This is a genomic window from Curvibacter sp. AEP1-3 (genome assembly GCF_002163715.1).
Lineage (GTDB): Bacteria > Pseudomonadota > Gammaproteobacteria > Burkholderiales > Burkholderiaceae_C > Allorhodoferax.
Map to the genome: position 1 here is coordinate 1406443 of NZ_CP015698.1, position 21512 is coordinate 1427954.

Below are 21512 nucleotides of genomic sequence, written 5' to 3' on the forward strand. Positions count from 1 at the left end.
CTTGTGAATGCACGTGGTTACCAGTGAGGTACAAACTGGCCGCCGTACGGCCGTGTCGCGGGTTCAGGACGCTGCCTGCAACAGGCGTTCTGCGCGTTGCAAATCGTCCAGGGTGTCGATATCGGTGATGCAACCGGGGTCGTTGACTACTATTTTGATAGCTGCTCGCGCAGACACTACGGGCGCTGCACCCTGATTTCCCTGCAAAGCAGCGAGTGCATCGCCACACGCAGGGGCAAAGCGCACCGGGTGGCCACGCTGCCCTTCAAACACCGGCATAAGTACCTCGCCGGCCAGCGGATCTCTGGCGATATCCACCAGGGTTTCAGGGCGAATCAGGGGTAAATCGGCGGGCAACACCATCCAGCCCGGCGCGTCGCGGGTGGCGCATACGGCTGCTGCAATGCTGTCGCCCATTCCGGGGTGGCCTGCATCTTCGAGGTGCCAGCGCAGGCCACTGGCGCGCACGGCGTTCAGGGTGCGCTGCATCACGGGGGTGCCGGCCAGGTCTGCTTGCAGTTTGTGCACCTTGCCGCCGGATGCTGTAAAGCGCTCGCCACGGCCGGAGGCCAGCACCAGCACCACAGGCAAAGCAGCGGCCTCAAGGGATGAAACCAGGGGGTAACTCGCGGGGAAATTCATGGGCGCTGCACTCCGGAAGGCAAGGTCACTTGCGAAGAGTATGCAACTGGCAGGACGCCGGCTCCAACGCCCGAATGGGATACGCGACCGGCACAGGCGGGCTGTGCCGGTGCAAAAAGCTGTTTATTGGGCAGCGGACGCAGGGGCAGCAGGTGCCGAAGCGGCAGCATCTGCAGGTTCTGCCACAGGGGTAGACACCGACACAGGCGCAGCAGCCGGCTTGGCGCGGGACTTGTGGACGGCGAAACCGATCACGGAAGCCAGGATGGCCACGATGATGACGGCGATGACTACGGTGACGACGGTTTGGTCGTTATTTTCCTGGGCAGACATGCAAAAGACTCCGGTTGAAAAAGCAACCCATGATTGTAGGCGGTCGCCGCCCACGCACCCCGCTGCCGCATGACCCATCGCAAGCCGCGGGAAGAGCACTCTTCCTATACTGCGGGCATGACATCCATTGCCGACCTTCGCAAAAGCTACGAACGTGCCGAACTCGATGAGCACGCCTCGCACGCTGACCCGCTCCAACAATTCGATCGCTGGCTTCAGGAAGCCATTCAGGGCGAGATTCCCGAACCCAATGCCATGACGCTGGCCACTGTGGGCAGCGACTTGCGCCCGTCCACCCGCGTGGTACTGATCAAAGGGTACGACGCCCGCGGCATCGTCTGGTACACCAACTACGGCAGCCGCAAGGGCCAGGCACTGGCGGGCAACCCGTATGCGGCTTTGCAGTTCCATTGGGTGGAGCTGGAGCGCGTGGTACGCATTGAAGGCGTGGTCGAAAAAGTGAGTGATGAGGAAAGCGACGCCTACTTCCACAGCCGCCCGCTGGATTCGCGCATTGGCGCTTGGGCTTCGCCCCAGAGCGAGGTGATTCCGGGTCGCACGGTGCTGGTCACCAACGCCGCCAAATACGCCGCACAGTTTTTGCTGCAACCTCCCCGTCCGCCGCACTGGGGTGGCTACAGGCTCAAGCCGGACCAGTGGGAATTCTGGCAAGGCCGCAAGAGCCGCCTGCATGACCGCCTGCGCTACCGCGCAGGCGAAGACGGCCAGTGGCTGCGCGAGCGCTTGGCACCCTAGCGCATAGGGCTGTCTGCTACACGGGCATCAAAGCCCGGATTTCTTCAGGTATTGATCGGATGTGACGCCCATCGACACATAGATGCTCGTCACCCCCTCCATGCCGATGTCTGCGGGCTCCACCCAGTCCGGCGGCACATAGAGCAAACCACCGCCCACAGGAACGGGCGCTGTCGGCACCAGTACCCCGAGATAAGGCATGCCACCAATCATCACGGCCTGCGGTGTCGACAAAAAGCCGAGTACAGCTGTGCCCTGCTTGCCCGCCGCAGCGCTGGCATCACCGGCATCAGAGCCCGGTTTGCCGCCAAAATACAGCCATACAGGCGACAGTGACTGATGCTCCTCCCCGTCTTTCCGGCTTAATAGACCGACCAGCTTTTGCACCACGTCGTACACCGTGCGGACCACAGGAATGCGTTGCACCAATGCTTCCAGCAGCTGGGCCGCACCTTGCTCGAGGCCCCGCTCCACCATCAAGCCGAAGGCATAGACCAGCGCAACCACCAACATCAAGCCCAGCAGGTAGCCGATCACCTCCGACTCAGTCAGCCCCAGCCCGATGCCGGTCAGCAACTGACCGAAGGCACTCCCCGGCCCCAGCCATATAGCCAGAAAACTCCACAGCCACGATAGCAATAACAAGGTTGCCGCCAAGGGCAGTAGCGCCAGCACCCCCGTGAGCAAGGTGCGCAAAGGGTGTTTCAACTTGAAGTTCATGTGCCGGAGTTTCCTGCCAAAAGTGTCCGGCCACGGATGCGCGCCCACACCGCCATGGCACCTGTACCCAGAGCGATGCCTGTGGCATCAGCCAACCAATCCATCCAGTCCCCTTGGCGCCAGGTGGTCATCGCCTGCGCGCACTCAATGGCCACACCCAGCAACAGCAAACCCACCAGCACACGCGGCACCGCCATCGGATAAGCCAGCAAACCGAAAACGGCCAAGGCTGCAAAACCAAGTGCGTGCTGCGCTTTGTCCCAAAACACCAGGGTCTGGGGAACCTGTTCACCGGGCACCAAAGACATCAACACGGTCAAAGCCACCAGCAGCCAAAAGGCAACTTTCCACAAAAGACGGGCAAGCTTCAAGTTCAAATGCTCCAGATAGCGGCTGAGTCAGCCCAGCCACAAAGGCAAGAGGTACATCACCAGCGTGACGGTGACCAATGCCACCAAGGTAGACACCGCCACGCTGGCAGTGACCAGGTCTTCCGCCTTCTGGTAGCGCTGAGAAAACAAAAACACGTTGGCACCAATGGGCAGCGATGCCGCCACCACCAACACGGTGAGCGACATGCCGCGCAGGCCTGCCAGGTAGCCCGCCAGCGCCATCAGGGCGGGATGCAACAGCGTCTTGACAGCGGAAATGGCCAAGGCGCCCTTCAGATTGCGGCCGATGGCTGCGTTAGACAGCGTTACGCCCACCAACACCAGCGCCACCGGGCCGAAGGCATTGCCCAACAGTTGCAAGGGCCGGTCCACCACATCGGGCAAGCCCCAACCCGTCTGGGCATAGAGCAGCCCTGCAATGATGGGCATGGGCACCGGGTGCACCACCGCATTGCGCACCGCCAAACCTACCGACTTGAGCGGGTGGCGTGCGGGCCCGTCGTGTTGGGCGCTCTCTTCACGCGCACTCAGCAACTCCAGCACCACGGTGGCAAATGTCAGCAGCACCAGCGCGTGCAAGGAAATCAGGGTGAAGAGCAGCACCAGCGCGTCTTTGCCATATGCCAAGCCGACCAGCGGAATGCCGATCATCACCGTGTTGCTGAAGGTGCCGGAGAGCGCAATCACTGCAGCCCGGCTGCTGGGACCTTGCAGCAACAACATCACCGTAAACAATCCGGCCGCCACGGCAAAGTAAAGCGATACGGGTGCAAAGTCCAAGTCCTGCACATGCACGCTGCTCATGGTCCGGAACAGCAGGGCCTGGGTCAGCACCAGAAAAACAAGGTTGGAAAGATCGCGTACCGCCTCCTGGCGGATGAGCTTCATCTTGCCGGTGACTACACCGACCAGAATCAGCAGAACCACCGGCAACAGGGACGATACGATCGGGTGGTCCAAAGGCATGCAGCTACAGCAAAACGGAAGTTATTTGACGGCAACCGCATCAGTGATGCGGTAGTAGAGGCCATAGGGGTCGTCGTTGAGCACCGCAAACTGACCTTCGACCACCACAGCTTCCATGGAGTATTTCACAGGGGTCTTGGTCTTCACTTCCACCATGCTCTCGGGACCGCCGGGCACACAAAAAGAGCAAGTCAGAGGCACAGAGCTGATGAGAAAGTGCTTTTGCTTTTCACCGGGTTCCAGCGGCATCATGAAGCCCTGAATGCGCTGCACTTTTTTGTTCAGGGCCTGCACATCGGCCGGAAACACGGGCAGCAGGCGATTCTTCTCTGTCTTGGTTTTGACGGTGGTCAGTACCGACCAGGGCAGCACGTCAGCGCGGTCTTTCAAAGGGGCGAAGGGGCTGTTGGGGCTGTGCACGCCAGCGCCGGTACCCGCGGGAACACCGGGCATGGGGGAGCTGAGCTGGGCCATGGCAGGCGCGACCCAAACAGCACCCAGCACCAAGGCCAAAGAGAAGACACCACGACGGGCGGAGCAGATATCAGCGCGCATACAAAACCTCCGGAGAAGAGCCACAGTTTAGTGCGACCCTGTGAACCGCATAAGACCCGGGGTTGAACCCGCGGCTCAATGCTCGTGTTTCATGCCGCAGAACTTGCCAATGGCAATGCCCTTGCACGCGGCCTGCAGCTCTTTGTTGCAGATGTCTTCCCCTTTACCGGCTTCACGACACTTTGCAGCAGCTTCATGTGCAGCGGCCATGGCGCGGTGCTTGGCCACGTCTTGTTTGGTTTCTTCAGCACTTTCTTTTGCTACAGAAAACGTAGCTGCTTGCGCAAGCAGAATGAGCGCCAGGAGGCTTTTTTTCATAAATTTCCTTGGGAGTTAGAGTGAAAAACAAACGGAGTTAACGGCTCTGCAGCAAGCGCAACACGCTCACGCGGTAAGCCGCCACGGTAGGCAACAAAGCAGAAGCGAGAGACACGACCAGCGCCAGTGCGGGCACCACCCACAACCCGACGGGCCAGACCATGCCGCCGATCAAGAGCGAATTGTCCAAGCTCAGGAACAACGCCAGTGCCTGCGCAAAGCCTTGCCCCAGCAAGACGCCAAGCACCGCCGCCAGCAGGCCCAGCCACAGGGCCTCGCTCAGCAGCAGCGTGGCCACTTTGGCGGGGGATGCGCCCAACATGCGCAGCAGGGCCAGGTCGGTGCGGCGCTCACGCACCGCGCTCCACAGGGCGATGAATACGCTCAGGCCCGCAGTGAGCAGCAGCACGCCCGCAAAGGCGCGCAGCACATCGGTGCCCAGACCTAGCATATTGAGCAGGCGGGTGATTTCCAGCGCCGGGGCAGCGGCTTGCATCTCAGTGCTGGTGTTTACATAGCGCGGGAAGCTCAAGGCCGCCATGGGGGTTTTGTACCTCACCAGCGCCATGGTGATTTCGCGCTCTTCTTCCATGACCTTGCGGTCGTCATCGTCCACCGCCGTGTAGTCCTCGTGCACCTTCCACACCGAAGCGGTGTCGGTGAGGATCAAGCGGTCCAACACGCTGCCACTGGGCTTCAAAATACCGACCACGGTGTAGGCACTCTCGCCGTGGGTGTGACCACCCGCGCCCAAGCCATGCGAGCCCACAAAGGTCTGGCCCAGTTGCAGCCCCATGCGCTGGGCCACGGTAGATCCCAGCACGGCTTGCATGGGCTGCGTCCACAGCGCACCTTGGGCGAGCTGTGCCTCGTAGTGGTCCACATAAGCTGTCGACGTGCCTACGATGCGATAGCCACCGAAGTTGTCGCCCAGGCTGATGGGAATGATCTGCGCCACCAACGGGTTCTTGGCCAGTTCATTCACCGCCTGCAGCGGCACGTTGCCCGGCGGCACATCGATGTGCAACACGCCCGAGAGGATGAGCTGCATGGGGCTGCCCTTGGCGCCCACCACCACGTCGATGCCGGCCAAGTCACGGTCAAAAGCCTTGCTGAGTTGCGCCCCCACCAGCAACAAAAACGTGATGGAAGCCAGCCCCAAACTGAGCAGCAAGAGGTTGAGCGCAGCCCCCAAGGGACGGGACCACAAATAGCGCCATGCAAAGAATAGAGTTTTCATGGCGCTACGCTTTTGATAGCTGCTCGCGCATGAGCGACAGGCGCTGGAAGCCGATTTGACCATCCGCCGCAGGCGGCACCAGGGCAGCGACCCGCGCGTCGTGGGTGGCAATCACCAGCGTGGCAGCGTGCCGGGCTGCCGTAGCGAGCAGCAGGCCCACGGCTTGTGCGGCGGCTTCGTCATCCAGGCTGGCGGTTGGCTCGTCGGCCAGCAGCACGTGGGGCTTGAGCAGCACTGCTCGCGCCAACGCCACCCGCTGCGCCTGCCCGCCGGAGAGCTGGCCGGGCAAGCGACCTGCCAGCTCTGCAACTCCCAACGCATTCAGGGCAGTTTGGATACTTGCGATATCTTCATCCCTACCAGCTGCCCATTGCGCCATGGCCAAGTTTTGTTGCACGGTTAGCGCCTCACTCAAATGCAACTTTTGCGGCAAAAAACCGATGGCGCCAGCACGCCAAGCGTCCGCCGCCGCGCCATGCAAACCGGTCACATCCTGGCCTGCCACCTGCAGCGTGCCGGCAGATGGCGCCACCAAGACAGCCACCAAGGCCAGCCAGGTGGATTTGCCACTGCCCGATGGGCCGCTAAGCAAGAGCGCCGCGCCCTGAGGCACTTGCACATCCGGAAAACGCAGCTCGCTGCCTCCGGGGTAGCGGTAGCGCAGACCTTGGCTATGGATCATGCGGCGGGCCCTGCGTTCGCACTGGCAGATGCAGCACCCGTGGCGCAGTCCGCGCACACGCCCTTCACCGCAAAGTCGAGGTGCATGTCGGTGTAGCCCAGTGCCCGCAGGGATTCGATGGCGGTTTGTGCCGCTTTCTCCAGATCCACCGCATGCAGGGCGCCCGCCAAGGGGCTGTCGCGATGGCAGGTTTGGCACTCAAAGTGCGGCGTGGCGTGCACGCTGGCCGGCATGGCCTGGTAGCGGCGCACACGCTGGCTGTCCACCCGGCACAGCAACAGGCCTACCTGCGTCAGGCGGTCTATCAGGCGGTAGAGGGTCACGCGGTCCAGCGGCTCGGCGTGGTCGCCCGCCAGAGACTCCTGCAATTGCGCGTGGGTGTAACTAGTCTCGGGGTGGGCCAACAACCAGCCCAGCACGCGGCGCGCCGCCGCCGTGCGGCGCAGGCCGTGGGCCGACAAGAGCGCGTCAATCGGATCGTCACCCTTGAGCACGGGCGGGGCCGGTGGGTTCACAGAAGCCATCAGAACATCCTCGAAAATGCAATTCAGTTGCAATAGTCAATTAAATGCAACCAAGTTGCGTTAGACTATATCGCAATTTAGTTGCATTATGAGATTGCTTTGTGACAGTTCCCCGCCCTACCCGCCAACTTTACAAACGCCCCGGATTCCTGGCCCTGCCAGCATGGCAGCGCGTCGCCATCACCCTGCCGGCCCTCGCCCTGCTCTGGCTGGGCGTGTGGTGGGCGAGCCTGGAAGCAGCGCCACTATGACCACACTGGTGCCATCCGCCGCCGTCACGCTGCACAACGTGACGGTGAGCTACCGCCGCCACCCGGCGCTGCACCATGTAAGTGGTCACTTTGCGCGAGGCTCATTGACGGCGGTGATAGGCCCCAACGGTGCAGGCAAAAGCACCTTGCTCAAAAGCCTGGCCGGGCTGGTGCAACCCGACCCGCACGGGCACGTTGCCCACGCACCCGGTGTTCGTTTGGCCTACCTGCCCCAACACAGCGAGCTGGACCGTACTTTCCCGCTGGATGTGCGCGACTGCGTACTCATGGGCCTGTGGGCGCAGACCGGTGCCTTCGGTAGCGCCACACCTGCCATGCTGGCGCGGGTGGATGCTGCGCTGGAGGCGGTGGGCCTGCAAGGCTTTGAGCACCGCCCCGTGGGCACACTCTCCAGCGGGCAGTTGCAGCGCGCCCTGTTTGCGCGCCTGCTGGTGCAAGACGCCGACTTGATTCTGCTGGACGAACCCTTCAACGCGGTAGACAGCAAAACCACCGCCGGTCTGCTCACCCTGGTGCAGCAGTGGCACCGACAAGGCCGCACCGTCATAGCCGTGTTGCACGACGACGCGCAAGTGAGGGAGCACTTTCCCCAGACACTGTTGCTGGCGCGCGAATGCATTGCCTGGGGTGCCACGGCCGAGGTTTTGACAGAAGTCAACCTGCAACGCGCCCGCGCAATGGCCGAAGCTTGGGACGAGACAGCAGCCATTTGCGACATCGACGGCGAGGTCAACGGCCTGGATTTCGACACCCTGCTGGCCCGGCGACTGGCCGCCACCCCCACTACCGTTTAAGGATGTCCATGGACTTGCTTTCGGGCCCGGTGTGGGAGACCCTGATTTCCCCTTTTGCCGAATTTGCTTTCATGCGCCGCGCGCTGGTGGCTACATTGGCGCTGTCGCTGAGTGCTGCGCCCCTGGGCGTGTTCTTGACGCTGCGCCGCATGAGCCTCTTGGGCGACGCGCTCAGCCATGCGGTGCTGCCCGGCGTGGCCATCGGCTTCATGGTGAGCGGCCTGTCGCTCACCGCCATGGCGCTGGGCGGTGTGATCGCGGGCCTGCTGGTGGCGGGCATGGCAGGTGCGGTGAGCCGTTTCACCACCCTGAAAGAAGACGCCAGCCTGGCCGCCATTTACCTCGTGGCCCTAGCGCTGGGCGTGACCTTGATTGCGGGCCACGGTACGCAGCTCGACCTCTTGCACATCCTCTTCGGCAGCGCCCTGGGCGTGGATGGCGACGGCCTGCTGCTGGTAGCGGGGGTGGCCAGCGTCAGCGTGCTGGCGCTGGCGCTGATGTACCGCGGGCTGGTGCTGGAAACCTTTGACCCGGTGTTCCTGAGTGCCCACCGCAGTGGCGTGCCGCCTTGGGCGTGGCAGCAGGGCTTTTTGATGCTGGTGGTGCTCAATCTGGTGGCCGGCTTTCAGACCCTGGGCACGCTCATGGCTGTGGGGCTGATGATGCTGCCCGCCGTGAGCGCCCGCCTGTGGCACGACACCCTGCCCGCGCAACTGCTCAACGCCAGCGCACAAGCGGCGCTGGCCGGTGTCGCCGGGCTGCTGCTGTCTTACCACTTCGACACGCCCTCGGGTCCCACCATCATCGGCTGCGCAGGGGCGCTCTATGCCGCCTCCTTGTTGCTCGCGCCCGGCGGCTGGCTGCCGCGCCGCTGGATGCGGTCCCACCGCGTGGCCTGAGCCACGCCCCATCCGCATTTCTTTCCTATTTCCACTCCACAACCCAACCTGCATATCACCATGACTGCATTCGACACCTTCTCGCTCTCCGCCATGCCCCGCCGTTTTCTTTTGGCCAGTGCCACCGCCCTGACCTTGCTGGGCAGCCAAGCCTTCGCCGCCGACAAGCTGCTTGTCACTGCCAGCTTCAGCATCCTGGGCGATCTGGTGCGCGTGGTCGGTGGCGACCGGGTGGCGGTCACCACCCTGGTCGGTGCCAATGAAGATGCCCACGTGTTTGAAGCCAAGCCTGCGGACGCCAAAACTGTGCTGGGCTCCAAGCTGGTAGTCACCAACGGATTGGGCTTTGAGCCTTGGGCTGGCAAGCTCATCAAGTCTGCCGGCTACAAAGGCGAGACCGTGGTGGCCGCCAAGGGTGTGAAGGTCCGTCACATGCAAGATGAAAAAGGTCATTCAGGCCACGCCCACGAAGAAACCGACCCCCACGCCTGGCAAAACCCCGGCAATGTGGTGCTTTACGTGCGCAACATCGCAGCCGGTTTGGCCAAAGTGGACGCTGCAGGTGCCGCCACTTACCAAATCAACGCCGAGGCCTACGTCAAAGAACTGCAGGCGCTGGACAGCTGGACCAAAGAGCAGATCGCCACCATCCCGGCAGACAAACGCAAGGTCATTACCTCGCACGATGCATTTGGCTACTTTGCAGCGCAGTACGGCGTGAAGTTTCTGGCCCCGCAAGGCGTGAACACTGAAACCGAACCCAGCGCCAAACAAGTGGCCCAGCTGATCAAGCAAATCCAGCGCGAAAAAATCCGCGCGGTGTTTGTGGAAAATATGAGCACGCCCAAGCTCATCGCCCAACTCAGCAAAGACGCTGGAGCCACCTTGGGCGCCAGCCTGTATGCCGACGCACTGTCCACCGCGGACCAGCCAGGCGCTACCTACTTGAAGATGATGCGTCACAACGTGACCCAGCTGGTCGCAGGGATGAAGTTGAACTGACGCCGGTTTTTGCTATACATTCAGGAGCTGCCTGCGCATATTCCGCGGGCGCCACAGGCGTTTTTGGCACATATTTCACAGTATTGTTTGAATCTGCACAGTTTCCACACTTAGGCACCATGGCAAGCGACAAAGAACCCAATATCTGGCTCATCGTGCTCAAGCTGGCCGCAGGCGCGGCGGCATTGGCAGGTTTGGTATGGCTGGCGCTTTGGTACAGCGAAAACTACGGCACCGGTCAGCCCATGACCCCACCGCTCAAGCCCAAGATGGACTGGGGCATCGCGAACGATTCCCCCATCCGCAACAACCGCTAGAGGGCGCGTTCAGCGCTTCAGGCCGTGGCGCTCCATGCGGTAGCGCAGGGTGTCGCGGCTGATATCCAGGGAACGGGCAGCACGGGTCACATTCCAGTGGTGGGCTTCGAGTGCGCGCACAAGGTGCTCACGCTCCACCGCTTCCAGAGACGTCGCAGGCCCGGCCCCGGCGGCGGGCGCCGATCGCACTTCTGCCGGCGGCAATGCCAGATCGGCAATCTTTATGACACCACCGGTTTGCAACAGTGCGGCGCGCTCCAGCAGGTTGCGCAACTCTCGCACATTGCCCGGAAACGCATAGCACTTCAAGGCTTGCGCAGCTGATGCGTCGAGGCGCAAGGTTCCATGCCCGTATTTGCGGGACTGCTGATCCAGCAAATGGCGAGCCAGGTGCAACACGTCATCCCCGCGCGCGCGCAGGGGAGGAATCTGGATCTGGAACACCCTCAGGCGATACAGCAAATCACTGCGGAAACGCCCTTCGCGCACCTGTATATCCAGATCCCGGTTGGTGGCGGCCACGATACGTACATTCACCTGCCGGTCGGTGAGCGACCCCAGGCGGCGCACCTTGAAGTTTTCCAGCACGCGCAGCAGTTTGGCCTGCAGACCCAAGTCCATTTCGCCGATTTCATCGAGAAACAAGGTGCCGCCATCGGCTGATTCGATCAGGCCCATCTTGCGGGCATGCGCGTCGGTGAATGCGCCTTTTTCGTAGCCGAAAAGTTCACCTTCCATCAAATGGGCAGGCAGGGCTGCACAGTTGATTTCTACAAAGGGGGCATCGGCACGGGGACCTGCCTGATGGCAGGCCCTGGCAACCAACTCTTTGCCAGTCCCGGTCTCCCCGATGATCAGGATGGGCGCGGCCGAGGTTTGGTCGGTGGGTTCCAGAAGAGACAGCTTTTGCACCATGGACCGCAAGGCCACCATCTCCGGCGACTCGCCGATGAGGGCTTTCAGGCTGGAGTGACTGGCCTCGCGCTGGCGGTAGAAATGCAAGGCTCGTTGCTCACCCCGTTCTCGCAAAGCCCGCTCCACGACTTCTCGCAAGCTGGCCAGGGTCACGGGTTTTGTGAGCAGGTCCATGGAGCCCGCCTTCATGGCATCCACAGCCAGCGTGACGCTCGCATGACCAGTGACCATGACGACGCGCGGCGGGTCCTCGGTCTGTCGCAGTTGGCGGATGACTTCCAGACCATCCATGCCCGGCAGTTGAAAATCCACAATCACCACGTCGGGCACCATGCGGGCAGCAGCCTGCACGCCAGTAATGCCATCGTGGGCCGCTTCGGCGTTGTGCCCCAACGACTCAAAGAACCGGACCATGTTTTTGGCCAGGACCAGTTCGTCTTCAATAACCAGTATGGATGCCATGGCGCATCAGTGTACGGAAGTCGCAGCCGGGTTCGGCAAAGCCAAGGGGAACAGCATCTCTACACAGGTGCCGCGCTCCGGCGCCGGCCGCAGGGTGATCTGCCCGCCCCACTGCTCGACCATGCGCTTGACCAGCGCGAGCCCGATGCCCAGACCTCCGCTTTTGGTGCTGAAAAATGGCCTGAACAAAGCTTGGCGCACTTCGTCGTGTAGACCGATACCGCTGTCCGTCACGCTGATATTGAGTGCCGGCCCCTGGACGACCCAAGTCACCTGCAAGTCGCCCCCATGGGGCATGGCGTCAATGGCATTGGCCACGATGCTGACCATGATCTGCCGCAGCATGGCGGTATGGGCCAGCACATCCGGTGCCTCACCCTGTGATGTGGACCAACGGATAGCGCGGCGCGTCATTTCCGGCCCCAGTTCCTCCAGGCAATCGCGAATGACAGCTACCGGGCGCACCCGCTCAATTTGCAGCTGTGGCGCTTGGGACACCCGTACGAGCTCGGTGATCCAACGATCCGCCCGGTCGACGGCGCCAGTGATGTCAGTGCAGTGTTCGGCGTGCGCTGCGTCCCCCTGCGCTTGCAGCATTTCGGCGGATACCCGAATGGAGGCCAAGGGGTTGCGCAGGTTATGGGCCACAGCGCCGGCCAGCTCAATGGCGGTGGCCAGCGTCTGGGTTTCAGCCAAGCGTGCTTGCTGCAGGCGCATTACGCGGTCTGCGCGAGCCACCGTCCAGTACAAGGCCACAAACAAAGCGGCCGCACCCAAGGCGCATGCAGCCCAGAGTTGAAGATGGGCCTCCCGGATCGCCGCATTGAGCTGCACTGGCACCTTATAGAGCTCCATCACCCCCACCACTGCCTTGCCATCGGGCCCCAGGACCGGGATGTAGCTTTCCACATAAAACGGCGCCAAAGCAGCCAGTCCCACGTGTTCGCCTTTGGCTACGGTGTCCTCATCCATGCGACCGCTATGCACGACGAGTTGGCCTTGCAGGGCTTCGTCCAGCTCGTCGTTCACGGGATAGCGTTTGCCGATCAGCGAGGCGTCGGTGGACCAGGCCACGGTACCGTCGGCGGTGTATGCGTTGGCGCGTACCGGCTCGCGCATCGAGGCAATATGGGCCATCGAGCCCAGAAAGCGCGCCTGCAGCGCGGGGTCATCAGGGCGTGCGAGGTACTGGCCGGAATCATCGGTTCGCAGCAGGTTCTGGATGAAGTCCATGCTGACCTCGCCCTCGCGCTGCAACATGCGCTGGGTCAACATCTGGGACATCAACCACCCCAGCCCCAGTGCCATCGCCAGGATGCCCCCCAGACTGATCACCGCAAAGCGGCGGCGCAAGTGGATGGGCGCGGATAACGCTGCTGAGGTCATGCCTGGGGACCCTGAGTTGATGACAACTCAGGTTGTACCAGCGAATCCGTCTCGGGTTACAGCCTGAAGGGCTGTCGATTCAACTTTTCTGCAAGCGCGCGAAGGTCTTGCGGAACTTCGCCACCTTGGGCGCCGCCACCGCCATGCAGTAGCCCTGCGTCGGATTGCGGGCAAAAAAGTCCTGGTGGTAGGCCTCGGCAGGCCAGTAGTTTTGAACCGCAAGGACTTCGGTCACGATAGGGCGGCCGTAATGCCCGCTGGCGGTCAGCTCGGCGATGATGGCGCGGGCCTCGGCCTCCTGCTCCGGGGTGGAGAAGTAAATGCCACTGCGGTACTGCGTGCCGGTGTCATTGCCCTGCCGGTTCAGGGTGGTCGGGTCATGAATCACGAAAAAGATTTCCAGCAACTCGCGGGTGCTCACTACCGCCGGGTCGTACACCAGTTTCACCACTTCATTGTGGCCGGTCGTCCCGGTGCACACCGCTTCGTAGCTGGGCTGGTGCAAGTGGCCATTGCTGTACCCGGACTCAACATCGACAACCCCCATCACCTCGACAAACACCGACTCGGTACACCAGAAGCAACCGCCTCCCAGGGTGATGGTTTGGTGTGTGGTGCTCATGGAGGACTCCTGAAAAAATGGGATTCACAGCGCCGTGGCACGATGCCCGGGCACAAGCTCAGTCGGTTGAACGCCCATGATCTTACGGAGGAGCCCGTTATCTTGAAGCAACAAGGGCAATGCACAGACGGTTTGCACAACTTTGCACAAACTGCCCGGCACGGGAAACCACTTGGATTGACACTCAGGGGCGGCACCGGTACATTAATAACCAACCAGTCAGTAATTTATGCCAACCCTCCCCACCCTTTGTGACATTGCCTCCAGCGCGCGCGCCAAGCGCGAGCGGCGCAAAGACGCACGCCCGGGTGAGTTGCTGGCAGCCGCACTGGAACTGTTTGTGGAAAAAGGCTTTGCCGCCACCCGCGCCGAAGAGGTCGCCAAGCTGGCCGGTGTGTCCAAGGGCACCTTGTTTTTGTATTTCTCCAGCAAGGAAGAGCTGTTCAAAGCGGTGGTGCGCGAAAACATCTCGGGCCGCTTCTCCGAATGGAGCGCCGAGTTGGAAACCTTTGAAGGCAACAGCGCCGACCTCTTGCGCTACTGCATGACGGCCTGGTGGGAACGCGTGGGTTCCACCAAGGCGTCCGGCATATCCAAGCTGATGATGAGTGAAGCGGGCAATTTTCCAGAACTTGCTGCTTTTTACCAAGAGGAAGTCGTCAAACCCGGAAATGACCTGATCCGCCGCGTCTTGCAGCGGGGCGTGGACTCAGGAGAGTTCCGGCAGCTGAATGTGGAATACGGCGTTTACTTGTTGCTCGCCCCCATGATGTTTCTGGCCCTGTGGCGCCACTCCATCGGACCCTGCGTGGCGGGCAATGGGGAACTGGACCCCATTGCCTACTTGAACACCCATATCGACAACCTGCTGCTGGGGCTGACAGTCCGCACACCTGCCGCACCCAACGCCTCCTGACACTATGAAACCCTGGATCAAATGGACCACTGTGGCCGTCAGTCTGGCCGTCGTCGCCGGTGTAGGCATGCGGCTCGTCGCGAGCAACAAAGCCAAAAAAGAGGTGCTGGAAAGCCAACAGGCTGCACTCAAATTGCCGGTGAGCCTAGAGCTGGGTGCTGCAGATCTGGTGCGTGCAAACACCGTGGAACTCACCCGCACCCTGCCGGTTTCCGGCCCGATCAAAGCAGTCAGCTCAGCCTTTGTGAAAGCCCGTGTCGCCGGCGAATTGCAAGGGCTGACTGTGCGCGAAGGCGATATGGTCAAAGCCGGTCAAGTGCTGGCACGCGTGGACTCCACGGAATACCAAGCCCGCACCCGCCAGGCTCAACAGCAAGCCGAATCCGCCAAAGCGCAGGTGGATATTGCCCGCCGCAGCTTTGAGAACAACCGCAAGCTGGTGGACCAGGGCTTTATTTCCCAGACTGCACTGGAGTCCTCCAGCGCCAGCCTCGCAGCGGCCGAGGCCTCCTACCGCGCTGCGATGGCAGGTGTGGATGTGGCGGCCAAATCCCTGGAAGACACCGTGCTGCGCGCCCCCATTTCAGGCCAGGTCGCACAGCGCCTGACCCAGCCCGGCGAACGCGTGGCGATTGATGCGCGCGTGCTGGAAATCGTGGACCTGAGCCGCCTTGAGGTGGAAGCCAATCTGGCAGCGGCCGACTCACTGGGCGTTAAACCCGGACAAACTGCGCAACTGACGGTAGAGGGCTCTGCCCAGCGCCTGCAAGCCCGCGTGGCCCGCATCAACCCCAGCGCGGTGGCTGGCAGCCGCTCTGTGCTGTTGTATTTGAGCCTGGAAAAGCCTGAAGGCCTGCGCCAGGGCCTGTTCGCCCAAGGCGCACTGGCCGTGGGTGTCAGCCGCACATTGGCCTTGCCGGTGAGCGCCATACGTACCGACAAGCCACAACCCTATGTGCAGTGGGTGCAGGACAACAAAGTCGCCCACCAGACGGTGGAACTGGGCGAGCGCGGTGATGCAAATGGCGTGGCCATGGTCAGCGTCAAGGGCATACCCGAAGGTACTCCGGTGTTGGCGGGCGCAGTGGGCGCCCTGCGTGCGGGAACCGCTATCAAAAACGCAGCAGGTAGCAACTGATGTGGTTTACCCGCGTTAGCCTCCAGAACCCGGTATTTGCCACCATGGTCATGCTGGCCCTGGTGGTGTTGGGCCTGTTTTCGCTGCAACGTTTGCAGGTCGACCAGTTTCCGAATATCGACTTTCCGGTGGTGGTGGTCATCACCGACTATCCCGGCGCCTCGCCCGAAATTGTGGAGAGTGAAGTCTCCAAAAAAGTGGAAGAAGGCGTCAACTCGATAGCAGGCATCAATGCCCTGACCTCCCGCAATTACGAAGGCCAGAGCGTGGTGGTGATTGAGTTCGGCCTGCACATCGACGGCCGCAAAGCGGCGGACGATGTGCGAGAAAAAGTGGCTGCCGTCAAACCCCTGCTGCGTACCGAAGTCAAAGAACCCCGCGTCTTGCGCTTCGATCCGTCGTCCCGCGCCGTCTGGTCGGTAGCCGTGTTGCCGGACGCCAGCCAGGGCGGCAAAGCGCTGACCGCCGTAGAACTGACCAACTGGGCAGAGCAGAACTTCAAGAAGCGCTTGGAGAACGTACGCGGCGTAGGCTCAGTCACTTTGGTGGGCGGTACCAAGCGCGAGATCAACCTTTACCTGAACCCGCAGGCGCTGGAATCTTTCGGCATCACGCCGGACCAGGTGGTCACCGCGGTCACCAACGAAAACCAGGACCTGCCCCTGGGCACCATCCACTCAAACGAGCAGGAGCGCGTGATTCAGGTACAAGCCCGCATGCAGCGCCCGGAAGACTTTGGCAGCATCATTGTGGCCCGCAAGAACGGCACACCGGTACGACTGGACCAGGTCGCCCGCGTGGCCGATGGCGCCCAAGAGGCCGAGACACTGGCCCTCTACAACGGCCAGCGCACCCTGCTGATGAACGTGCAAAAGTCCCAGGACGAAAACACCATCGTGGTGGTGGACGGCCTGGTCAAAGCACTGGCCGAGATGCAAAAGCAGTTGCCTCCGGGCGTGCGGCTGGAGCAGATCACCGATGGGTCGCGCCAGATCCGGGTGTCGGTCAACAACGTGCGCCAAACGCTGATTGAAGGCGCAGTGCTTACGGTGCTCATCGTGTTCCTGTTTTTGAACTCCTGGCGCTCCACCGTCATTACCGGACTCACGCTCCCGATTGCGCTGATAGGTACCTTCCTGTTCATGAATGCCTTCGGCTTCACCATCAACATGATCACGCTGATGGCCCTGTCGCTTTGCGTGGGCTTACTGATTGATGATGCGATCGTGGTCCGCGAAAACATCGTGCGCCACGTGCAGATGGGCAAAAATGCCTACAACGCCTCGCTGGACGGCACTCAGGAAATCGGCCTGGCCGTGCTGGCCACTACCCTCTCCATCGTGGCTGTGTTCCTGCCCATCGGCTTCATGGGCGGCATCATCGGCAAGTTCTTCCACGAGTTCGGCATCACCATCGTGGCGGCAGTGCTGATCTCGATGTTTGTGAGCTTCACGCTGGACCCCATGCTCTCCAGCATCTGGCATGACCCCAGTATCGAAAGCCACGGCAAAGGCCATGCTCCGGTCACCTTCTACGACAAGACAATAGGCCGCGTTACCGGCCTGTTTGACCGCGGCACCGAGGCGTTGGCTGAGGGCTACCAAAGCTTCCTGCGCTGGGCTTTGCTGCACAAGCTGGCCACAGTGTTGATCGCCGTCGGCATTTTTGTCGGCAGCATCTTGATGGTGCCGCTCCTGGGCACCGAGTTTGTTCCCAAATCAGACTTCTCAGAGACATCGCTCACCTTCAACACGCCGGTGGGTTCGTCTTTGGAAGTGACGGAGTCCCGGGCCCGTCAGGTCGAGGCCATCATCCGCGAATTCCCCGAGGTGCGTTACACGCTGACCACGATCAACACCGGCAATGCGCAGGGGAAGATTTACGCCAACATTTACATCCGCCTCGTGGACCGCAAAGACCGCAGCCTGAGCGTGGACCAGATGTCAGTGAAGCTGCGTCAGCGCCTGCGCAATGTGGCCGGCATCACGGTGACCCACGTGGGCTTGCTGGATTCAGTCGGTGGGCAGAAGCAGATATTGTTCTCCATTCAAGGCCCCGACACGCACGAACTCGAGCGACTCACCGTGGTGGCGCTGGACAAGGTGCGTGACGTCCCCGGTCTCGTGGACCTGGACTCCAGCATGAAACCCAACAAGCCCACGCTGGACGTGCGGGTGCGACGGGATGCAGCCTCCGACCTCGGCCTGAATGTGGCCCAGATCGGCAGCGCCCTGCGCACCCTGATCGCCGGAAAGACCGTGGGCAACTGGCGCGCGCCGGACGACCAAACCTATGACGTCAATGTGCGCCTGGCACCCGATGCGCGCAATGCTGCGTCGGACCTGCAGCGCCTGCCCTTCACCGTAGGCAGCAATGCCGATGGCAGCCCCCGCATCGTGCGCCTGAACCAGGTGGCCGACGTGCGTGAATCGACCGGCCCGAACCAGATCAACCGCCGCGACCTTACCCGCGAGGTGTCCATCAGCGGCAACGTGTCGGGCCGCTCGGCGGGCGAGGTGTCGGCCGACATCAAGACCGCGATGGACAGCATCAGCCTGCCGCCGGGCTACAGCTACAAATTCAGCGGTTCCACCAAAGACATGGCGGAAGCCTTCGGCTACGCCATTTCGGCGCTGGTACTGGCCATCGTGTTCATCTACATGATTCTGGCCAGCCAGTTCAAGAGCTTCCTGCAACCGTTGGCGCTGATGACCTCCCTGCCGCTCACGCTGATCGGCGTGGTGCTGGCACTGATGATGTTCAACTCCACGCTCTCCATGTTCTCCATCATCGGGGTGGTGATGCTGATGGGCCTGGTCACCAAGAATGCGATTCTGCTGGTGGACTTTGCCATCCGCGCCCGTGAAGGCGGCACGGACGAACAAGGCCATCCCGTTCCCGGCTTGCCCCGCTCGGAAGCCCTGTTGTTGGCCGCCAAAGTGCGCCTGCGCCCCATCCTGATGACCACGTTGGCCATGATCTTCGGCATGGTGCCGCTGGCCTTTGCCTTGAGCGAAGGCGCCGAAATGCGCGCTCCCATGGGACAGGCAGTGATCGGTGGCGTGATTACCTCTTCTTTGCTCACACTGGTAGTGGTTCCGGTGGTGTACTGCTACATGGATGATCTGGCGCAATGGGCCAAACGTTTGTGGTCCGGCGCACCCTCCACCGGCCGGTAAAATTTGTCACACCCGTTTAACGTGACCCAAGGAAACTTCGCCATGCATCCGAATCAAGCCCGTTTCAACATGATCGAGCAACAAATCCGCCCCTGGAATGTGCTCGACCTCCAGGTTCTGGAGCTGCTGGACAACGTGCACCGTGACGAATTTGTGCCCGCCGCCCACAAGAGCCTGGCCTTTGCCGACCTCGAAATCCCCCTGCCCGCCGGCCAGTGCATGCTCGCCCCCCGCCTCGAAGCCCGCCTTTTGCAGGACCTGGCCGTCCAGTCGCACGAATCCGTGCTCGAAATCGGTGCCGGCTCCGGCTTCATGGCCGCCCTGTTGGCCCACCGCGCCCGCCAGGTGCTGACTCTGGAAATCGTGCCCGAGCTCGCAGCGTTTGCCCGCAGCAACCTCGCACAAGCCGGTCTGAACAATGTGACTGTGCGTGAAGCTGATGGCTCCAAGCTCGGCGCCTCCGAGGGCAAATTTGACGTGATCCTGCTCAGCGGCTCGGTCGGTCAAATTCCCCAAGACCTGTTGAAACACCTCACGATCGGCGGACGCCTGGGCGCTATCGTTGGCGATGACCCGGTCATGAACTGCACCATCGTCACCCGCACCAGCGAAACCGACTTCCGCACCGTGGCCACTTGGGAAACCGTGGTCCAGCGCCTGCAAGGTTTTGCGGAACCCGAGCGCTTCCAGTTTTAAAACCCTCCCCGTGCAATTGGCATGATCAGTCAAATCCGTCCCACCGACCTTGAAGCCTGGTACGCCAGTGTGGAAGGCCTCGGCCAGCCCTTGGTGCTGGACGTACGCGAGCCCCACGAACTGGCCTTGGCCAGCGTGGTGCCTGACGGATTCGATGTGCTCAGCATTCCCATGGGGGTGGTTCCGGTCCGCTTGCAGGAATTGCCTGCCGACCGGCCGATTGCCTGCCTCTGCCACCACGGCGCGCGCAGCATGCAAGTGGCCCTGTTTTTGCAAAGCCGCGGCTTTGAAGACCTGGCCAACATTGCAGGCGGCATCGACGCATGGTCTGCAGAACGGGACGTCCATGTCCCGCGCTACTAGCACCAGAGTGACCAGGCACCGAATTCATCCCCTTTTGACACACTGACTGAGAAAGCCATCCATGCACAGCCCCACCACCTTCCGACTGCGCCTCTTGCCCCTCGCATGGGCCCTGGCCGGCGTGTTTGCCGCATCCCACGCGTCTGCCCAAAGCCTGCAGGACCTGTACACCGCAGCCCGTGGCTATGACGCGAGCTACCAGTCCGCCAAGAGCCTGTATGAGGCCAATCTGGCCAAAGCCGAGCAGGCCCGGGCCCTGCTGCTGCCCAGTGCCAACTTTGCATTGGGTGCCAGCCGCTCCAACCAGGAAATCCTGCCTAACCCGGACCGCAGCTTCGGCGCACAAACGGCCACTATCAGCGCTTCCCAGCCCCTGTACCGCCCCGCCAACAAGGCCAGCTACGACCAGGGCATGAAGAGCGTGGAAGCCGCCAAGGCCCAGTTGTTGGCCTCTGAGCAAGATCTGATCGTGCGGGTGAGCCAGGCCTACTTTGATGTGCTGGCCTCGACCGACAGCCTAACCTTTGTCAAAGCCCAAAAGGCTGCAGTAGCCGAGCAACTGGCATCTGCCAAGCGCAACTTCGAGGTCGGTACCTCCACCATCACCGATACCCGCGAAGCCCAGGCCCGCTTTGACCTGGTGGTCGCCCAGGAACTGGCTGCTGAGAACGACCTGCGCGTCAAATCCATCGCCCTGAATCAGCTGGTGGGCGTGAGCAATGCCTCGCCCAAGCCACTGGCCGCCCCCATCGTGCTGGCACCGGTGGAACCTGCGGACCCGGAAGCCTGGGTGCAGCAGTCTGAAGACCAACACCCCGCACTGGCGCAGTTGAAGGTGGCCCTGGAAGTGGCCAAGCTGGAAACCGCCAAAGCAGAAGCCGGCCACAAACCCACCCTGGACTTGACCGGCAGCTATTCCGCAGTCAACAACAACGGCACATCCACCGCTGTTGCCGATAGCCGTGTGAACGTGGCCACCATCGGTGTGAGCTTCAACCTGCCGGTTTTCGCCGGTTTTGCGACCCAGAACCGCATCAAGGAAACCCTGGCGCTGGAAGAGAAAGCCCGCACCGATCTGGAGGCCAGCCGCCGCACCATCGCGCAGGCCACCCGCACCGCCTACTTCGGCGTGCAAAGCGGTCAGGCCCAAGTCAAGGCCTATGAGGCTGCCGAAGCCTCCAGCCAGAGCGCGCTGGACGCCAACAAGCTGGGTTACCAGGTTGGTGTGCGCATCAACATCGATGTGCTCAATAGCCAGAGCCAGCTCTACAGCACCAAGGCCACCCTGGCCAAAGCGCGTTACGACGTGCTGGTGGGTGGATTGAAGCTCAAGCAAGCCGCCGGCACCCTGAAGGCCGAGGACCTGGCGCCTATCAACAGCCAACTGGTACCGTGATGACCCCCGGAGGCACTTCGACATAAA

The 21512-nt window shown here is 61.9% G+C and carries 25 protein-coding genes; 12 read left to right on the plus strand and 13 right to left on the minus strand.

Features of this window, described 5'->3' with window-relative positions; genetic code table 11:
• Window positions 1-63 precede the first annotated feature (63 nt).
• Both AEP_RS06675 and AEP_RS06680 read right to left on the minus strand, forming a co-directional pair.
• Window positions 64-642, minus strand: coding sequence for a nucleotidyltransferase family protein (locus tag AEP_RS06675; RefSeq protein WP_087494667.1), 579 nt, complete (start codon window positions 640-642; stop codon window positions 64-66).
• Window positions 643-765: 123 nt separating this feature from the next.
• Complete coding sequence (locus AEP_RS06680) at window positions 766-975, minus strand: hypothetical protein (protein ID WP_087494668.1); 210 nt, start codon at window positions 973-975, stop codon at window positions 766-768.
• A gap of 117 nt (window positions 976-1092) precedes the next feature.
• On the opposite strand from AEP_RS06680, the gene pdxH reads away from it, so the two are divergent.
• Window positions 1093-1731: a pyridoxamine 5'-phosphate oxidase gene (pdxH, locus tag AEP_RS06685; RefSeq protein ID WP_087497220.1), complete on the plus strand. Its 639-nt coding sequence runs from the start codon at window positions 1093-1095 to the stop codon at window positions 1729-1731.
• Between the two features lie 27 nt (window positions 1732-1758).
• Here the strand turns inward: pdxH and AEP_RS06690 are convergent, their stop codons facing one another.
• The 8 genes from AEP_RS06690 to AEP_RS06725 all read right to left on the minus strand — a co-directional run bounded on the left by AEP_RS06690 (window position 1759) and on the right by AEP_RS06725 (window position 7128).
• The gene (locus AEP_RS06690) at window positions 1759-2451 is read right to left on the minus strand and encodes a DUF502 domain-containing protein (protein WP_087494669.1); all 693 of its coding nucleotides are present in this window, start codon (window positions 2449-2451) and stop codon (window positions 1759-1761) included.
• Window positions 2448-2822 (minus strand): VanZ family protein, encoded by a 375-nt coding sequence (locus AEP_RS06695; RefSeq protein WP_232459951.1) that lies wholly within the window; start codon window positions 2820-2822, stop codon window positions 2448-2450. Before AEP_RS06695 ends, AEP_RS06690 begins: the two co-directional genes overlap by 4 nt.
• A gap of 27 nt (window positions 2823-2849) precedes the next feature.
• Window positions 2850-3809, minus strand: coding sequence for an AEC family transporter (locus tag AEP_RS06700; protein WP_442873355.1), 960 nt, complete (start codon window positions 3807-3809; stop codon window positions 2850-2852).
• A gap of 21 nt (window positions 3810-3830) precedes the next feature.
• Complete coding sequence (locus AEP_RS06705; RefSeq protein ID WP_232459990.1) at window positions 3831-4283, minus strand: DUF3299 domain-containing protein; 453 nt, start codon at window positions 4281-4283, stop codon at window positions 3831-3833.
• Window positions 4284-4439: 156 nt separating this feature from the next.
• Window positions 4440-4682 (minus strand): hypothetical protein, encoded by a 243-nt coding sequence (locus AEP_RS06710; protein ID WP_087494671.1) that lies wholly within the window; start codon window positions 4680-4682, stop codon window positions 4440-4442.
• A gap of 37 nt (window positions 4683-4719) precedes the next feature.
• Complete coding sequence (locus AEP_RS06715) at window positions 4720-5922, minus strand: ABC transporter permease (RefSeq protein WP_087494672.1); 1203 nt, start codon at window positions 5920-5922, stop codon at window positions 4720-4722.
• A 4-nt stretch (window positions 5923-5926) separates the two neighbouring features.
• Window positions 5927-6604, minus strand: a complete 678-nt coding sequence (locus AEP_RS06720) for an ABC transporter ATP-binding protein (protein ID WP_087494673.1) — start codon at window positions 6602-6604, stop codon at window positions 5927-5929.
• Window positions 6601-7128 carry a Fur family transcriptional regulator gene (locus AEP_RS06725; RefSeq protein WP_087494674.1) on the minus strand — a complete coding sequence of 176 codons (528 nt, stop codon included), beginning with the start codon at window positions 7126-7128 and terminating at the stop codon, window positions 6601-6603. Before AEP_RS06725 ends, AEP_RS06720 begins: the two co-directional genes overlap by 4 nt.
• A gap of 101 nt (window positions 7129-7229) precedes the next feature.
• Here AEP_RS06725 and AEP_RS20850 point away from each other — a divergent pair, with 101 nt between their 5' ends.
• The 5 genes from AEP_RS20850 (at window position 7230) to AEP_RS06745 (ending at window position 10412) form a co-directional block, all read left to right on the plus strand.
• The gene (locus tag AEP_RS20850; RefSeq protein ID WP_198301907.1) at window positions 7230-7379 is read left to right on the plus strand and encodes a hypothetical protein; all 150 of its coding nucleotides are present in this window, start codon (window positions 7230-7232) and stop codon (window positions 7377-7379) included.
• Complete coding sequence (aztA, locus tag AEP_RS06730) at window positions 7376-8194, plus strand: zinc ABC transporter ATP-binding protein AztA (protein ID WP_087494675.1); 819 nt, start codon at window positions 7376-7378, stop codon at window positions 8192-8194. The genes AEP_RS20850 and aztA overlap by 4 nt, the downstream gene beginning before the upstream one ends.
• A gap of 8 nt (window positions 8195-8202) precedes the next feature.
• Complete coding sequence (locus AEP_RS06735; RefSeq protein ID WP_087497223.1) at window positions 8203-9093, plus strand: metal ABC transporter permease; 891 nt, start codon at window positions 8203-8205, stop codon at window positions 9091-9093.
• A gap of 60 nt (window positions 9094-9153) precedes the next feature.
• Window positions 9154-10095, plus strand: a complete 942-nt coding sequence (locus AEP_RS06740; protein WP_087494676.1) for a metal ABC transporter substrate-binding protein — start codon at window positions 9154-9156, stop codon at window positions 10093-10095.
• A 119-nt stretch (window positions 10096-10214) separates the two neighbouring features.
• Window positions 10215-10412 (plus strand): hypothetical protein, encoded by a 198-nt coding sequence (locus tag AEP_RS06745; RefSeq protein ID WP_087494677.1) that lies wholly within the window; start codon window positions 10215-10217, stop codon window positions 10410-10412.
• Between the two features lie 9 nt (window positions 10413-10421).
• On the opposite strand, the gene AEP_RS06750 is transcribed toward AEP_RS06745, so the two are convergent.
• The 3 genes from AEP_RS06750 to msrA all read right to left on the minus strand — a co-directional run bounded on the left by AEP_RS06750 (window position 10422) and on the right by msrA (window position 13797).
• A complete protein-coding gene (locus AEP_RS06750) occupies window positions 10422-11789 on the minus strand; it encodes a sigma-54-dependent transcriptional regulator (RefSeq protein WP_087494678.1) in 1368 nt (455 codons plus the stop codon).
• A 6-nt stretch (window positions 11790-11795) separates the two neighbouring features.
• Window positions 11796-13175, minus strand: a complete 1380-nt coding sequence (locus AEP_RS06755) for a sensor histidine kinase (protein ID WP_087494679.1) — start codon at window positions 13173-13175, stop codon at window positions 11796-11798.
• A 79-nt stretch (window positions 13176-13254) separates the two neighbouring features.
• Window positions 13255-13797, minus strand: coding sequence for a peptide-methionine (S)-S-oxide reductase MsrA (gene msrA / locus AEP_RS06760; protein ID WP_087494680.1), 543 nt, complete (start codon window positions 13795-13797; stop codon window positions 13255-13257).
• A gap of 229 nt (window positions 13798-14026) precedes the next feature.
• Between msrA and AEP_RS06765 the strand changes: the two genes are divergently transcribed.
• The 6 genes from AEP_RS06765 to AEP_RS06790 all read left to right on the plus strand — a co-directional run bounded on the left by AEP_RS06765 (window position 14027) and on the right by AEP_RS06790 (window position 21485).
• Complete coding sequence (locus AEP_RS06765; RefSeq protein ID WP_087494681.1) at window positions 14027-14713, plus strand: TetR/AcrR family transcriptional regulator; 687 nt, start codon at window positions 14027-14029, stop codon at window positions 14711-14713.
• 4 nt (window positions 14714-14717) lie between these two features.
• Window positions 14718-15851: an efflux RND transporter periplasmic adaptor subunit gene (locus AEP_RS06770; protein WP_087494682.1), complete on the plus strand. Its 1134-nt coding sequence runs from the start codon at window positions 14718-14720 to the stop codon at window positions 15849-15851.
• Window positions 15851-19030, plus strand: a complete 3180-nt coding sequence (locus AEP_RS06775; RefSeq protein ID WP_087494683.1) for an efflux RND transporter permease subunit — start codon at window positions 15851-15853, stop codon at window positions 19028-19030. Before AEP_RS06770 ends, AEP_RS06775 begins: the two co-directional genes overlap by 1 nt.
• Before the next feature lie 42 nt (window positions 19031-19072).
• The gene (locus AEP_RS06780; protein WP_087494684.1) at window positions 19073-19726 is read left to right on the plus strand and encodes a protein-L-isoaspartate O-methyltransferase family protein; all 654 of its coding nucleotides are present in this window, start codon (window positions 19073-19075) and stop codon (window positions 19724-19726) included.
• A 21-nt stretch (window positions 19727-19747) separates the two neighbouring features.
• Window positions 19748-20089, plus strand: coding sequence for a rhodanese-like domain-containing protein (locus tag AEP_RS06785; RefSeq protein ID WP_087494685.1), 342 nt, complete (start codon window positions 19748-19750; stop codon window positions 20087-20089).
• 61 nt (window positions 20090-20150) lie between these two features.
• A complete protein-coding gene (locus tag AEP_RS06790) occupies window positions 20151-21485 on the plus strand; it encodes a TolC family outer membrane protein (protein WP_087494686.1) in 1335 nt (444 codons plus the stop codon).
• Window positions 21486-21512: the final 27 nt, after the last annotated feature.